Source organism: Micromonospora sp. U21 (assembly GCF_018070045.1).
Classification (GTDB): Bacteria; Actinomycetota; Actinomycetes; order Mycobacteriales; family Micromonosporaceae; genus Micromonospora.
Genome location: NZ_JAGPYK010000001.1, coordinates 178,994 through 194,368 on the forward strand (window position 1 = coordinate 178,994; position 15,375 = coordinate 194,368).

Sequence of the window (15,375 nt, forward strand, 5' to 3'; positions counted from 1 at the left end):
ACGCCCGGATGGAGTCACCGTGAACGACCACGACCTCGATGTCCTCGACGAGATCCAGCGGCGGGTGCTCTGGCTCGCCACCCGGATCGTGGACGCCGCCAACCACGACCGGGTCACCGGCGACGGGGTGAAGGTCGGCGGGCACCAGGCGTCCAGCGCCTCACTGGTCACCGCGATGACCGCGCTCTGGTTCGCGCACCTGGACGCCGAGGACCGGGTGGCGGTCAAGCCGCACGCCTCCCCGGTGTTCCACGCCATCCAGTACCTGCTCGGCAACCTGGATCGCTCGTACCTGCCGCGGCTGCGGGCCCGGGGCGGCCTCCAGTCGTACCCGTCGCGCACCAAGGACCCCGACGAGGTGGATTTCTCCACCGGCTCGGTCGGTCTCGGCGCGGCGGCGCCGCTCTTCGCCGCCGCCACCCGGCGTTACGTCGACGCGCACTTCGGCGCCCGCCCGCACTCCCGGTTCGTCGCGCTGATCGGCGACGCCGAGCTGGACGAGGGCAACATCTGGGAGGCGGTCGCCGACCCGGCCACCACCGGCCTGGGCAACGTCATGTGGCTGGTCGACTTCAACCGTCAGTCGCTGGACCGGGTGGTGCCCGGCATCCGGATCAACCAGTGGCGCGGCCAGTTCGAGGCGGCCGGCTGGCACGTGGTGGAGGTCAAGTACGGCCGTCGGCTCGCCGAGGCGTACGCCCGGCCGGGCGGCGAGGCGCTGCGCGACTGGATCGACGCGATGCCCAACGAGCAGTACCAGTCGCTGTTCGGGTTGGCCGGCCCGGTGCTGCGCAAGCAGTTCCTGGACGGTGCACCGTCCGGCATCGCCGAGTTGATCGCCGACATCGAAGACGAGGAGCTGGGCCCGCTCGTCACCGACCTCGGCGGGCACGACCTCCAGGCGATGCTCGACGCGTACGCCCAGTGCGACGCGGTCACCGACCGGCCCAGCGTCGTCTTCGCGTACACGGTCAAGGGGTGGGGGTTGCCCATCGCCGGCAACCCGCGTAACCATTCGGCGCTGCTCAGCACCGAGCAGGTCGACGTGTTGCGCGCCGCGCAGGGGCTGACCCGGGAGACCGAGTGGGACCGGCTCGACCCGGCGTCACCCGCCGGCATCCGGGCCGGCGCCCGCCGGGAGACGCTGTCCCGCGCGCCCCGCGAGCGGGCGCTGGGGGTCACCGTCCCGGAGAGCACGGTCGTACGCGCCAACAAGCCGATCTCCACGCAGGAGGTCTTCGGCCGGGTGCTGGTGGATCTGGCCCGGGACCGGGAGGTCGGCCGCTACCTGGTGACGACGGCACCGGACGTGGCCACCTCCACCAACCTCGCCGGGTTCATCAACAAGACCGGGGTGTTCGCCCCCACCGAGCAGCGCTCCTGGACCGAGGACCGGATGCTGCGCTGGACGGAGAGTCCCGCGGGGCAGCACATCGAGCTGGGCATCTCGGAGATGAACCTGTTCCTGCTGCTCGGCCAGCTCGGCCTGTCCTGGGACCTGTCCGGGCAGCCGCTGCTGCCGGTGGGCACGGTCTACGACCCGTTCGTGCTGCGGGGCCTGGACGCGTTCCTGTACGGCACCTACTCCGGCTCCCGGTTCGTGGTGGCCGGTACCCCGTCGGGCATCACCCTGGCCCCGGAGGGCGGCGCGCACCAGTCCACCATCACCGCCTCCGTCGGGCTGGAGCTGCCCGGGGTGACCTTCGTCGAGCCCGCGTACGCGACCAGCCTGGACTGGCTGCTCTGCGACGCGCTCGGGCAGATCGCCGGCGGGTCGGCCCCGGCCGCCACCGCCGCGCCGGCCGAGGACGGGGCGTACTACTTCCGGCTGAGCACCCGGCCGCTGGACCAGGCGCCGTTCGAGGCGGCCCGGGCGCGGCTCGGCGACGCGGTGCTGCGCCGGCAGGTGGTGGCCGGGGCGTACCGGCTGGTCGACGCGCACCAGGCGTACCCGCACCTGGCCGACGCCCCGGTGGTGCAGCTGGCCGCCTCCGGCGCGGTGCTGCCCGAGGTGCTGGCCGCCGCCGCGGAGCTGGCCGAGGAGGGCATCGCCGCGCACGTGGTGGACGTGACCTCGCTGGACCGGCTCTACCGGGCCTGGCAGCGCACCCTGCGCCAGGGCGTACGGACGGCGACGGTGCCGAGTGTGCCGGGTGCGCTGCGGTCCGCGTTCGCCGACCGGGTTCCGGTGGTGACCGTGCACGACGCCGCGTCGCACGCGATGGCCTGGCTCGGATCGGCGCTCGGCGCGCCGGCGGTGCCCCTCGGGGTGGACGAGTTCGGTCAGTCCGGCACGGTGGCCGAGCTGTACGAGCTGCACGACCTGCTGCCCGGCAGCATCGTCAACGCCGCCCTGGCCGCCCTCGCCCTGCGCTGACCCCCGATTCCCCGACGGTGCGGCCCCCGGCCCGCATTCAGCGGGTCGGGGTGGGAGTGACCGAGGGGGACGGCCCGGCGGTCGGACCGTCCACCACGTGCCGTTCCAGGTTCACCTGGGCCTGCCCGGTGCCGCCGACGGTGATGTCGTCGTACGCCTGGAGCATCTTCTGCTGGTCGAAGTAGAGCACGCTCATCGACAGCGGCGTCGGCTTCTCACCCTCCAGGCCGCGCAGCCCGGCGCCGCCGGTGGAGCCCTCCACCATCAGCGCGGTGGGCTGCTGCCCGAGTGCCTGGGGCAGCTTGGAGACCTGCCGGGCGTGGGTGTGCCCAGCCAGCACCAGCGGGCAGGTGCCGGCGAGCGGCCCGGCCGACGCCGGGTCGTGCACCAGCGCGATGTTCACCGGCCGCGGTGAGCGGCGCACTGTGGCGGCCAGCTTCTCGCCGGCTCCGATGACCTGGTCGGCCACCTGCTGGGTCAGCCCGCTGCCGGCCGGGGACGTGTTCTTGTCCGGGGTGAAGCGCGGGTCGCCGATGCCGGCGATGGTCAGCCCGGCGACCGTGGTCGTCGAGTTGTTCAGCACGATCGCGTTCGGTTGGCGGGCCACCGCGGCCCCGGTGCGGCCGGAGTCGTGGTTGCCCCGGATGAAGACGTACGGCTTCTTCAGCAGGCCGATCGAGCCGACGAAGGACGCCTCCGGCTCGCTGCCCCAGTCGGTGATGTCCCCGGTGTCGATCACCACGTCGATGTCGAACTGCTCCACCACCGTCCGGATCAGCTGCCAGCCGGTCGGGTTGAGGTGCATGTCGGAGACGTGCAGCACCCGGGTGGTGCCCGGGGCCGGCTCGTACACCGGCAGCGCCGACACCGTGGTGTAGAGCTGGCTGACGTTGCCGACGATGCGTTGCAGCTGCTCGGCGTACTTGGTGTAGTCGTTGGCGATCCGGCGGGCGTCACCGACGATGGCCGGCGCGTTGACCAGCAGGCCCTCGTAGCGTGGCTCCTCGATCGCCTGCGGGCGCAGGGTGGCTGCGGCTGTGCCGAGGCTGCCGGCGGTGACCAGGAGGGCCAGCCCGCCCGCCCAGGCGGTGCGCCGCACGTCGCGGAAGGCCAGCCCGGCCAGGATCAGGGTGACCAGCACCGCCGAGGCGAGGGTTCGCAGGCCGAGCCGCATCACCCCGGACCGGACGTCCTCGACGGCGCTTTGGCTGGCCCGGCTGATGCTGGCCGGGTCGTCGATCAGCGCCTCGGTGCGCCCCTGGTCCAGTGCGCCGAGTCGCACGGTGAGGTGCGTCGGCCCGTCGTGGCTGTCGAGCAGGAGCGCGCCGAGTGGCGGCACGTCGACGGTGGTGCCGCCGGCGCTGGCTGGGGTGAGGGTGAGGTTGGCCCGGAACGGCCCGATGTCGGTGTCCACCCGGCCGCCGGCGAGCACCCCGAGCACCGCTCCGGCCAGGGCCACGGCGAGCACGGCGAGGATGACTCCGGTGCGGCGCAGGGGACCGGGACGGCCGGCCGGCCGTCCCGCCGACCGACGCGGCGCAGCGCCGGTCACCGGCTCGTCCCGGTCACCGGCGTCGTCGTGCTGCTCGTCGTGCTGCCCGTCCATGCTGAGAGTCTGACCTGCCCGTCGGAGGATCTTGGCAAACCTGAACGGATGGTGACGTGAATCAGCTGCGACCGCCGTCGCCACCGGCGAAGACCACCCGCAGGAGACGGTCGTCGTCGGCCGCCGGGTCGCCCCGCCCGTCGTGGTTGGAGGTGCTCACCCAGAGGGACCCGTCCGGTGCGGCGGCCACCGCTCGCAGCCGGCCGTACCGGTTGGTGAGCAGCTCGCTCGGCTGCCCGAGCAACGTGCCGGTGTCGGTCAGCTCCATCACCCAGAGCCGCTTGCCGCGCAGGCAGCCGGTGACCAGCAGCCGATCCGTGGCGGCCAGGCCGGAGCAGGACGCGTCCGAGGTCGCCCACTGGGTGATCGGGTCCGTGTACCGCCTGTCGCCGGCCCGCCCCTCGACCTCCGGCCAGCCGTAGTTGCCACCCTTGGTGATCTGGTTGATCTCATCCCAGGTGTTCTGGCCGAACTCGACGGCGTACATCCGTTTGGCGGCGTCCCAGGCGAAGCCCTGCACGTTGCGATGCCCCAGGGACCAGACCGGGGAGCCGGGGTACGGATTGCCCGTCGCGGGCTTGCCGTCCGGGGTGACCCGCAGGATCTTGCCGCCGAGGCTCTTCACGTCCTGGGAATTCGGGCGCTGCCCGGCGTCCCCCGTGCTGACGTAGAGCTGCCCGTCGGGGCCGAAACCCAGCCCGCCGCCGTTGTGCACGTTGGCTTTCGGGATGCCGGTGAGGATCGGGGTGGGCTGCCCGCCGAGTTGCAACCGGACGACCCGGTTGTCCTGCTCGGTGGTGTAGTAGACGAAGAGCGTCCGGTCCCGGTCGTAGCCGGGGGAGACGGCGATGCCGAGGAGGCCACCCTCGCCCGCCGCCGCCACGTCGGTGATCGTCTGCACCACGCGGATCCGGAGCCCGTCCGGCCCGGACTCGGGGCCGACCTGGAGGATCCGGCCGGTGTCCCGCTCGGTGACCAGCGCCCCGCCGTCCGGCAGGAAGGCGATGGCCCAGGGCACCCGCAGGCCCTTGGCGAGCACGGTCGCCACCGCCTGCTGGCCGGCGCCGCCAGGGCTGGCCGACGCCGACGGGGTCGGCAGGTTGGGCGGCTCACCGGCAGGGTCCGGCTCCGGCTCGCCGAAACTGCAACCGGCGGTGAGGAGCAGGGCCGCGCAGGACGCCGCGACGGCCGCGCGGAGGCGGCGGATGCGAGAGTACGGGGGACGGGCGCTCACCCGGCCCAGCGTAGCCCGCCGGCCGCCTCGGCCGGGCCCGACGGGATCCGACCGGCCGCCGGTGGTGGGACCGGTGATCCCGGGTGGACCGTTCAGCGGGCCCGTACGGCCAGCAGCGCGGTGTCGTCCTCACGGTGCCGGATCGAGCTGAGCAGCAGGTCGCACAGCTTGTCGAGGGGCAGCGTGTCGGTGCCGGCCAGCCGGGTCACCAGCTCGGCCAGCCCGTCGTCGATGGACCGGTCCCGCCGTTCGATCAGCCCGTCGGTGTAGAGCAGCAGGGTGTCGCCGGCGGCCAGGCTGGTCGACCGGCTGGTTCGCCGCGACGGGCGAGCCAGGCCGAGCAGCGGCTCCGGTGGCGCTTCGAGGATCTCCACCGCCCCGCCGGCGCGGACCAGCAGGGCCGGCGGGTGCCCGGCGTTGCACCACGTCATCTCCCGGGTGCCGGAGCGCTCGGGACAGATCCGGACCAGCGTCGCGGTGGCCGGGATCGGCAGCCGCAGGCCGCGCATCGCGCCGTCCAGGTGGGTCATCAGCTCGCCGACCGTGTCGGGCCGGCCGAACGCGTTGCCGCGCACCAGGTTGCGCAGCTGACCCATGGTCGCCGCGGCCTCGATGTCGTGCCCGGCGACGTCCCCGATCGCGGCGATCAGATCCCCGTCGGGTTGGACGAAGGCGTCGTACCAGTCGCCGCCCACGGCCACCCGATCGGCCGCCGGCTGGTAGCGGGCCGCCAGCTCCAGCTCCGGTACGACCGGCAGCCGCGGCAGCATGCTGTGCTGCAGGACCTCGGCGACGTGCCGCTGCTCGCCGTACATCGAGCTGTTGCCGATCGCCTGTCCGGCCCGGCGGCCGATGTCCACCGCGGTGAGCAGGTCGCGGTCGTCGAACTGCTGGCGTCGGGAATCGTTCACGAGGGTGATCGCGCCCAGCACGGTGCCGCCGACGGCCCGCACCGGCACGCTCAGGTAGGAGGCGATGCCCAGACGGGCGGCGATCGACGCCATCTCCGGGTTCGTGGTCCCCCGCGTCACGTCGGCCAGCGACGCCACGCCGCCGAGCCGGGGCTGGCCGGTCCGCAGCACCGCCCGGATGATCGACTCCGGGCTCAGCCCGGTACGTAGCAGCTTGGCGAAGCGGTCGACGTCCTCCGTCCGGGCCGGATCGCGGTGCACCGCGACCACCTCGCGGGGCAGGCCGGTCGGCCCGACCAGGGTGAGCAGGCACCAGTCGGCGAGCAGCGGCACCATGGTGGCCGCGAGCCGGCGTAGCGCCGTGCCCACGTCCAGCGTGCCGGCCAGCGTCTCGCTCACCCCGGCGAGCAGTTCCAGCCGTTCGTGCGCCTGCACGACCCGCCGGCGGTCCTCCTGCGCGCCGTCCAGCGCGATCCGCAGCCGCAGCTCCGACGAGCAGGCGGCAGCCAGGTCGGCAAGCGTCTGCAACTGCCGGGCGGTCCAGACCCGCGGTTTGCTGTCGATGGCGCAGAGCGAGCCGAGCACCCGGCCGGCGAGGTCGGTCAGCGGCATCCCCGCGTACGCGACCACGCCGAGGTCGTCGATGGCCAGGTTGTCGCGTACCCGGGGATAGAGCCGGGCGTCCGGCAGCACCATGGGCACCTCGATGTCCACCACGTGCTGGCAGAACGAGTGGCTCAACGGGGTGTGCCGGCGCTCCGCCCAGGGCTCGGGCAACCCGACCGCGCCCGGGAAGAACTGCCGGTCGGCGGAGACCAGGGAGACCAGCGCGACCGGAACGTCCAGCAGGTCACTGACCAGCCGGGCGAACCGCTCGAACGCCTCGTCCGGGGTGGCGTTCAGCCCGGTTTCGGCGAGCGCCCGCAGCCGTGCCAGGTCGCTGAGCGCCGGGGGTGGGGCGATCGCGCGCCGGGGGCGGGCGGGGGAGCCGTCGGTCATCGCGAACCTGTCTGCCGGGGTGGAGGCCGAACTGCGCTCCGACCCCTCGTTATACCTCGCCCGCGCCCGGTCTGAACATCGGTGTGCCGAGGCTCGCTCGCCGCCGGCGTCGCCACCTCCGATCCCCGTTTGCCGCCGTGCCCGCACCGTCCACCGCGCCGGAGGCTATCGTCGGCGGACGTGAAGGTATGGATCCCGCACCAGGCCGGCCTGAACCTCGTGGGCGAGCTGCCCCCGGACGTGGCGGTGGAGGTCGTCGAGCACGCCGACCGGCTGCCCTCGGCAGTGGCCGACGTGCGGTTCTGGGTGCCGCCGTTCCTGGCCGGCTCGGACGCGACCGCCCTGCTGCACGAGCTGCCCGATCTGGCGGCGGTGCAGCTGCTCTCCGCCGGGGCGGACGCCTGGGCCGGTCGGATGCCGGCGGGGGTCACGCTGTGCGACGCCCGGGGCGTGCACGACCCGTCCACCGCCGAGTGGGTCGTCACCGCGATCCTGGCCCAGCTGCGGGCGTTCCCGGCCTTCGTCCGGGCGCAGGCCGACCGGCGGTGGGCGTTCCACGAGATGGCCCCGACCGACGAGCTGACCGGCAAGCGGGTGCTCATCGTCGGGGCCGGGTCGATCGGCACCGCGGTGCGGGACCGGCTCGCCCCGTTCCAGGTCAGCTTCACCCTGGTCGCGCGGACCGCCCGGCCCGAGCAGGGGGTGCACGGCGTCGACGAGCTGCCCCGGCTGCTGCCCGAGGCCGACGTGGTGGTGGTGCTGGTGCCGCTCACCGACCAGACCCGTGGCCTGATCGACAAGGAGTTCCTCGCCGCGATGCCGGACGGGGCGCTGCTGGTCAACGCGGCCCGGGGGCCGGTGGCCCGTACCGAGGCGCTCGTCGCCGAACTGGGCACCGGCCGGATCGCGGCGGCGCTGGACGTCACCGACCCGGAGCCGCTGCCCGCCGACTCTCCGCTCTGGACGATGCCGAACGTGCTGCTCACCCCGCACGTGGCGGGGTCGGTGCGGGGGCTGCTGCCGCGGGCCTACCGGCTGGTCGGCGATCAGGTGCGGCGGTTCGCCACCGGTCAGCCGCTGATCAACACGGTGGTCGACGGGTACTGACGGGGTCGGGTCTCAGCCGGCCGCGTCGGGAAGCTCCTGGCCGGTGGCGGAGACCAGCCGGGGCAGGTCCGCGCCGCGTACCGCCGGCAGGAGGACCTGCTGGCCGTCGTCGAGTCGGGCGACCGCCCGCCCGCGCGGGTCGGTGGCCAGCTCGACGACCCGGTCCCAGCCGATCCGGCGCTGCCCCGTCAGCGCCCGCAGGCGCAGCTCCCGGGCGTCGGCGTCGGTGCCGGCCCGCCAGGCCCACACCCCGACGGCGAGCGGGACGAGCAGCACCGGCAGCAGGTACGCCCGGGCGTTGGCCAGCGGCAGGGCGCCGATGAAGGCGATGACCGCGGCCACCAGGATGGCTTGGTTGTACCGGAAACGGACGGTGTCGGGCGTACTCACCCTCTGATGATCCCACCACCGGCCAGTCCGGCTCGCGGCGGGCGGTGCCCGGGCGGGCCGCAGGCCGTACAGTGACACGGGTCACTGGCTCCTCCGGGTGACCGACGCGTAACCGATCTGGCCGCCGTTCGTTCTCGATTGTTGGGCAGCGGACCCGCAACGTCCGGTGGCCCTCACCGCCGCACCGCCCCCGTGCCCCCTCACGAAGGCGACCGCCGTGCTCCTCGCGTACCCGTTCCGCCTCCTCGTGCCCCGCCGGGCGGCACCGGAGGCCGCCGTGTCCGCGGCGGTGGCGCTGCTCGTCCTCGCCGGTGCCGCTGACCTGGTCCCGACCTCGGTGGTGATCGCGCTGGCCGGTGGTGCGGGCGCCACGCTCGCCGGGGTGCGGCTCTCCCGGCTGGCGACCCGCCGCCCCACCGATGCGTCGCCCACCGATGCGTCGCCCACCGATGCGTCGCCCAGCGAGGTGACGCCCACCGACCCGTCGACTGCCGAACCCTGGCGCACCGATCCACCGCCCGGTGGGCCGATCGCGGTCGGTTCGGCCGCCACGATGCCGTCGGTGCCCACGCCGCCCGTGTCGGACGTGGATGCGACCGGCGGGATGCCAGCGGCACGTCCGGCCGGGCGAGCCGCCCGGCGGCGCGCGGCCCGGCGTGCGGCGGGCGTGCTGCTCGACGCGGCGGTGGTCGCGGCCGGCCTCACCGCCGCCGTGCTGCCGCTGGCCGACACCGGGCACCGGACCGCCGCGCTGATCGGGCTGCTGGTCGCGACAGCCCTGTCCGCGTCCGGACTGCGCCGGCTCCCCGGCCGGACACGGCCATCGGCCCGGGTCCGGCTGCGTCACCTGATCGAGGCGACCGGCCCGGCCGTGGGGCTGGCCCTGGCCGCCTGGCTGCTGTTGCCCCGCGACCTCCTGCCGGGGCCCGCCCGGCTGGTCGCGGCGCTGGGGCTCGGCGGGCTGGGCATGGCCGCGCTCAGTGCGTTCACCGGCCCGCATCGCCGCTCGGGCGCCGCGATCTGCCGGGGTGGAGTGCTGCTCACCCTGGTCGGGCTGGCGCTGCTGGCCACCCTGCCGCCCGCGCCGGCCGGTCGGGCGGCCCTGCTGGCCGTACCGCCGCTGGTGTTCGGGATGCTGCTCACCGCGCTCGGCGCGGGTGACGCGATGGATGCCGTCGGCGTGGAGGCGGCGGGTGAGCCCGCCGCCTGGCCCCGCTCGGTGCTCCCGGCGGCGTTGCTGCTGCTGGCGGCGGGCCTGCACCTGGGCGCCGGCCGTTCGCCGGACCGGATGAGCGTGCTGCTGGCCGTGGCCGCGGTGCCACCACTGGTGCTGCGCGAGCTGCTCCGCGCCGGTGACACGGCAAGCCCCGACCGCCGTGCCGCACACCGTCGGCGTGCCGGCCGGGCCGTCCGGCACCGCCGCGCGACCCAGTCACGCTGGCTCGGCGCGCCGGACCGTCGGGCGGGTGCGCCCGACGACGGGCCGGCCGGCTCGAACGGCATCGGCTCGACCTGGCCGCCCGACGGCGAGGTGTCGTGGTCGGCGCTCAGCCCGCGGTCCGTGCCGGCGGGCGGCGGCGGTCCGGGCGACCGCGCTGCCCTGCTGGATGCCCTCGCCGCGATCGGCGACGTGCCGGCGCCGGCCGGCGCGCTGCTGCTGGTCGAACTGCACGGCGCGGACGGGATCGGCCCGGCGGCCAGGGAGGACGTGCTGGCCGAGGCGGTCCGCCGGGCCCGCGCGGTCGTCGCCCCCGGCGACCTGGTCACCGGTTGCGCGGGTGCCGGCTTCGCGGTGGTCACCGCCGTCGGCCCGGTGCTGGCGTACGCGTTGGGCACCCGGCTGCTGACGGCGCTCGCCCCGCCCTACCGGCTGGCCGGGTCGGTGCTGCGGGTGCAGGCGAGCATCGGGCTGGCCGAGGTGAGCGGCGCCGGGCCGGCGGACGTGCTCCGCCAGGCCGAGCTGGCCCGCCGGCGGGCCGTGCAGCTGGGCCGGGACCGGGTCGAGTGGTACGACGCGTTCCTCGAGGAGCAGCTGGTCCGCCGGCTCGACCTGGAACGGGAGCTGCCGGGTGCGGTGGCGCGTGGCGAGCTGGATCTGGTCTACCAGCCCGTGCTCGACCTGGGCGGCCGGCAGCCGGTGGGCGCCGAGGCGCTGCTGCGGTGGCGCAGCCCGGTGCTCGGCACGGTGCTCCCGGCCGAGCTGCTGCCGGTCGCTGAGGACCTGGACCTGGTCGGCGAGCTGGAGTGGTGGGTGCTGGACCGGGCCTGCCGCCAGTTGGCCGACTGGTCGGCGGGCACCCGGGAGCTGTGGATGGCGGTCAACGTCACCACCCGGGAGTTGACCACGCCCGACTTCGTGCAGCGTGCCGCGGCCGTGCTGGCCGCGTACGGGGTGTCGCCGGAGCGGCTGGTGGTGGAGGTGGCCGAGCCGAGGATCGGCGGCGACCTACCCACCGTGGTGGCCCGGCTGGCCGGCCTTCGGTCGCTGGGTGTCCGCACCGCGCTGGACGACTTCCGGGCCGAACACGCCTCGCTGGCCCAGCTGCGCCGCCTGCCGATCGACCTGCTCAAGGTGGGCCCGGAGCTGGTGGGCGCCCGACCGGACGGGCAGCCGCCGCTGATCGACGTGGTGGTCAACGTCGGCGAGCGGCTGGGGGTGGAGATCGTCGCCGAGGAGCTGGAGTCACCGAGCCAGGTCGAGGGGGCGCACCGGGCCGGCTGCCGGTACGGGCAGGGCTTCGCGCTGGCCCGGCCGGCGACCGCCGAGCGGGTCGAGGCGTACTTCGAGGAGTTTCCCTCGACGTCCCGCTGACCACTCACCTCGGGTGAACCGGTTCACCTGTCCCGCGGCGGCGCGGTGCTGCCACGCGGGGTGAGGTGCGGCGTCTCGTCCTGGACCCGGGTCGTGGGCTGCCCGGCGATGACCGCGAGGAGCTGCCGGGCGGCGTGCGCGCCGTACGCGGGGATGTCGCGGCCCAACGCGGTCAGCGGCGGGTGCACCAGCCGGCAGAGCGGCGAGTCGTCCCAGGCCACGATGGACAGATCACCCGGCACGGTGAGCCCCATCTCCTGCGCCACGGAGAGCCCGGCGATGGCCATCACGTCGTTGTCGTAGATGACCGCGGTGGGCCGTTGCGCGGAGCTGAGCAGGCGGCGGGTGGCCCGGCCGCCCTCCTCGCCGGTGTAGTCGGACCAGACGGTTACCGCGTCGACCAGGCCGAGCCGCCGGCACACCGCCGCGAAGGCCTCGGTACGGATCTCGGTGTGCCGCAGGTCGGGCAGCCCACCGACCCGGGCGATGCGACGGTGCCCGAGCGCGACCAGGTACTCCGCCGCCTCGGTCAGCGCGGCCGCGTCGTCGGACCAGACGCTGGCCAGGTCGCCGGTGCCGCCCGGCCCGCCGATCACCACCGCAGGTAGCTGGAGCTGTTCGAGAGCGGGGATGCGGCGGTCCTCGGTGCGCAGGTCGCAGACGAGCACGCCGTCCACCCGGCGCTCGCCCCACCAGCGCCGGTAGACCGCGATCTCGGCGTCCTGGTCGACCACCACCTGAAGGGTCAGCGCGTACGAGCGCGCGGAGAGTTCGGCCTCGACGCCGCTGATCAGCTCCATGAAGAACGGCTCGATGCCCAGTATCCGGGCCGGCCGGCACAGGGCCAGGCCGACCGCCTCGGCCGTGGCGCCGGAGAGTGCCCGGGCGGCGCTGCTCGGGCTGAACCCGATCTCGGCGGCGATGGCCAGGATGCGCTGCCGGGTGGCCTCGGAGACGCCGGGCTGCCCGTTCAGCGCGTACGACACGGCGCCCTTGGACACCCCGGCGCGTCGGGCGACGTCGGCGATGGTCGGCCGCTTCACCGGCGTGCTCCTTCACTCTCCGCCCCCAGGGGCCGGGATTCTGGCTGCCGGCACGACCACTCGGCCGGTCAGTGTGCCGCAGGGTGTGTCGGCGGCCTCAACCTAGCGCAACCGGTGCCGGCGGAAGACGACCGAACGTCCACGATCGAATCGGCCGCCGGATGCGGCGTGCTTGCACGGTTCAGCGTGCTCGAGCGCGCCGCAGCAAGCCGTTGACACCCCTGGAACCGGCCCGTACGGTGGCCTCACTTATCCGGTTCAGTCAACGCTTCTCGATGCCGACGAGTGTTCCCACCTGCTCGGTGGACGCCAGATCGTCCGCGGAATCATGGAAGGTGCGGTGAAATCTTGAGCCGACAGGCACTCCACGACGGCTGGACCCTGCGGGCGGCACCCGGAGCGCAGGTCCCGGCGGAGATCGCCGACCGGTCCGTGCCGGCCACCGTGCCCGGCTGCGTGCACACCGACCTGCTCGACGCCGGCCTGATCCCCGACCCCTACCTTGACGACAACGAGGTGGCGCTGGCCTGGATCGGGCGCACCGACTGGAGCTACCGGACGAGCTTTCGCCGCCCGCCGGGCGACCACGACCGGGTCGACCTGGTCTGCGCCGGCCTGGACACCGTCGCCACCCTCACCGTCAACGGTGTCGAGGTCGGCCGTACCGAGAACATGCACCGGGGCTACCGGTTCGACGTCCGCCCGCTGCTGCGGGACGGCGACAACGACCTGGTGGTCACGTTCGACTCCGCCTACCGGTACGCCGAGGCGCAGCAGAAGCGGCTCGGCGACCGGCCCAACGCCTACCCGGAGCCGTTCCACTTCATCCGCAAGATGGCCTGCAACTTCGGCTGGGACTGGGGCCCGACCCTGGTCACCGCCGGCATCTGGCAGGAGATCGGCCTGCACGCCTGGTCGACCGCCCGGCTGGCCACCGTCCGCCCGCTGGTCACCGTGGACGGTCGTGACGGCCGGGTCGAGGTGCACGTCGAGGTCGAGCGGGTCGCGGACGTCCCGCTGACCGTCCGCGCCGCCGTGGCCGGCGTCCGCGCCGAGGTGGTCGTCCCGGCCGGGCAGCGCACGGCCGTGCTGACCCTCGCCGTCCGCGAGCCCGCGCTGTGGTGGCCCCGGGGGTACGGCGAGCAGGCGCGCCACCCGCTGGAGGTGACCCTGCACGCGCCGGACGGCGACACCCTGGACACCTGGTCCCGGCGGATCGGCTTCCGCTCGGTCCGGCTGGACACCAGCCCCGACGAGCACGGCACCTCGTTCGCGCTGTCGGTCAACGACGTGCCGGTCTTCGTACGCGGCGTCAACTGGATCCCGGACGACGCGTTCCCCAACCGGGTCACCCGGGAACGGCTGGCCGGGCGCTTCGACCAGGCCGCCGCGGCCAACATCAACCTGCTGCGGGTCTGGGGCGGAGGCCGGTACGAGTCGGCGGACTTCTACGACCTCGCCGACGAGCGGGGGCTGCTGGTCCAGCAGGACTTCCTGTTCGCCTGCGCCGCGTACCCGGAGGAGGAGCCGTTCGGCAGCGAGGTGGCCGCCGAGGCCGCCGAACAGGTCACCCGGCTGGCGCCCCACCCGTCGCTGGTGCTCTGGACCGGCAACAACGAGAACATCTGGGGCTGGCACGACTGGGACTGGCAGGAGCCGCTGGCCGGGCGCACCTGGGGGCGTGGCTACTACCTGGACGTACTGCCCCGCATCGTCGGTGAACTGGACCCGACCCGCCCGTACTGGCCGGGCAGCCCCTGGTCGGGTACCGAGGAGATCCACCCCAACGATCCGGCGCACGGCACCACGCACATCTGGGACGTGTGGAACACCGACGACTACACGAAGTACCGGGAGTACGTGCCGCGCTTCGTCGCCGAGTTCGGCTACCAGGGCCCGCCGGCGTACGCCACGCTGCGCCGGGCACTGAGCGACGAGCCCCTCGCCCACGACTCACCGGGCATGGCGCACCACCAGAAGGCCGCCGGCGGGGACGCCAAACTCCAGCGAGGCCTGGACGCGCACCTGCCCGCTCCGGCGGACTTCGACGACTGGCACTACCTGACCCAGCTCAACCAGGCCCGGGCGATCCAGCTCGGGGTGGAGCACTTCCGCTCCCACCGGAACGTCTGCGCCGGCACCATCGTCTGGCAGCTCAACGACTGCTGGCCGGTAACCTCCTGGTCGGCCGTCGACGGCGACGGCCGGCGCAAACCCCTGTGGTACGCGCTACGCCGCGCGTACGCCGACCGGCTGCTCACCGTCCAGCCCCGCGACGGCGGCCTGGCGCTGGTCGCGGTGAACGACGGTGGCACGCCCTGGCGGGCGTCGGCGTCGGTGACCCGGCTGACCCTCGCTGGCGAGCCCCGGGCGAAGACCACGATGGAGCTGGACGTCCCCGCGTACTCGGCGGTGACGCTGGCGCTGTCGGCGGAGCTGGCCCGGCCGGAAGAGGCCCGGCGGGAGTTGCTGGTCGCCGAGGCGGGGGAGAGCGCCGAACGGGCGCTCTGGTTCTTCGCCGAGGACCGGGACGTCGACTGGCCGGCGGCGGCGTGGGACGCGACGGTCGAGCCGGTCGACGGCGGGCAGCGGGTCCGGGTCACCGCCCGTACGGTGCTGCGCGACCTGACCCTCTTCCCGGACCGACTGGACCCGTCGGCGTCCGTGGACGAGGCGCTGGTCACCCTGCTGCCAGGCGAGTCGGTCACCCTCACGGTGCGTGCCGACGCCCCTCTGGACGAGAATGCGCTGACCGCTCGCCCGGTGCTGCGCTGCGTCAACGACATCTGAAAACAAGGGCCCCTTCTCGACGCCTCCGTGGAGGAGGGGCTCCTTGTTGACGACGACGTGGGCGGACTGCCGCGCGCTCGCGCCCAGCGATTGAAGACTTCTTCAA

Annotated in this window: 9 protein-coding genes; 4 read left to right on the forward strand and 5 right to left on the reverse strand. The window is 74.3% G+C overall.

The features are described from left to right. Nucleotides 1-19: 19 nt before the first annotated feature. Nucleotides 20-2,377, forward strand: a complete 2,358-nt coding sequence (locus tag KBX63_RS00945; protein ID WP_210906835.1) for a transketolase C-terminal domain-containing protein — start codon at nucleotides 20-22, stop codon at nucleotides 2,375-2,377. Nucleotides 2,378-2,414: 37 nt separating this feature from the next. On the opposite strand, the gene KBX63_RS00950 is transcribed toward KBX63_RS00945, so the two are convergent. The 3 genes from KBX63_RS00950 to KBX63_RS00960 all read right to left on the reverse strand — a co-directional run bounded on the left by KBX63_RS00950 (nucleotide 2,415) and on the right by KBX63_RS00960 (nucleotide 7,127). Beyond that, the gene (locus KBX63_RS00950; RefSeq protein WP_210906837.1) at nucleotides 2,415-3,983 is read right to left on the reverse strand and encodes a metallophosphoesterase; all 1,569 of its coding nucleotides are present in this window, start codon (nucleotides 3,981-3,983) and stop codon (nucleotides 2,415-2,417) included. A gap of 61 nt (nucleotides 3,984-4,044) precedes the next feature. Then, entirely contained in the window at nucleotides 4,045-5,217 is a 1,173-nt protein-coding gene (locus tag KBX63_RS00955; protein WP_210906839.1) for a sorbosone dehydrogenase family protein, read from the reverse strand. Between the two features lie 92 nt (nucleotides 5,218-5,309). Beyond that, nucleotides 5,310-7,127, reverse strand: coding sequence for a SpoIIE family protein phosphatase (locus tag KBX63_RS00960; protein ID WP_210906841.1), 1,818 nt, complete (start codon nucleotides 7,125-7,127; stop codon nucleotides 5,310-5,312). Between the two features lie 180 nt (nucleotides 7,128-7,307). Between KBX63_RS00960 and KBX63_RS00965 the strand changes: the two genes are divergently transcribed. Then, on the forward strand, nucleotides 7,308-8,234 hold the full coding sequence (locus tag KBX63_RS00965) for a 2-hydroxyacid dehydrogenase (RefSeq protein ID WP_210906843.1): 927 nt from the start codon (nucleotides 7,308-7,310) through the stop codon (nucleotides 8,232-8,234). 12 nt (nucleotides 8,235-8,246) lie between these two features. On the opposite strand, the gene KBX63_RS00970 is transcribed toward KBX63_RS00965, so the two are convergent. After that, nucleotides 8,247-8,624, reverse strand: a complete 378-nt coding sequence (locus KBX63_RS00970) for a PH domain-containing protein (RefSeq protein WP_210906845.1) — start codon at nucleotides 8,622-8,624, stop codon at nucleotides 8,247-8,249. Between the two features lie 217 nt (nucleotides 8,625-8,841). Between KBX63_RS00970 and KBX63_RS00975 the strand changes: the two genes are divergently transcribed. After that, nucleotides 8,842-11,436: a GGDEF domain-containing phosphodiesterase gene (locus KBX63_RS00975; protein WP_307871572.1), complete on the forward strand. Its 2,595-nt coding sequence runs from the start codon at nucleotides 8,842-8,844 to the stop codon at nucleotides 11,434-11,436. A gap of 23 nt (nucleotides 11,437-11,459) precedes the next feature. Here the strand turns inward: KBX63_RS00975 and KBX63_RS00980 are convergent, their stop codons facing one another. Further along, entirely contained in the window at nucleotides 11,460-12,479 is a 1,020-nt protein-coding gene (locus KBX63_RS00980) for a LacI family DNA-binding transcriptional regulator (protein ID WP_210906847.1), read from the reverse strand. 348 nt (nucleotides 12,480-12,827) lie between these two features. Between KBX63_RS00980 and KBX63_RS00985 the strand changes: the two genes are divergently transcribed. Then, nucleotides 12,828-15,269, forward strand: coding sequence for a glycoside hydrolase family 2 protein (locus KBX63_RS00985; RefSeq protein WP_210906849.1), 2,442 nt, complete (start codon nucleotides 12,828-12,830; stop codon nucleotides 15,267-15,269). Nucleotides 15,270-15,375 lie beyond the last annotated feature (106 nt).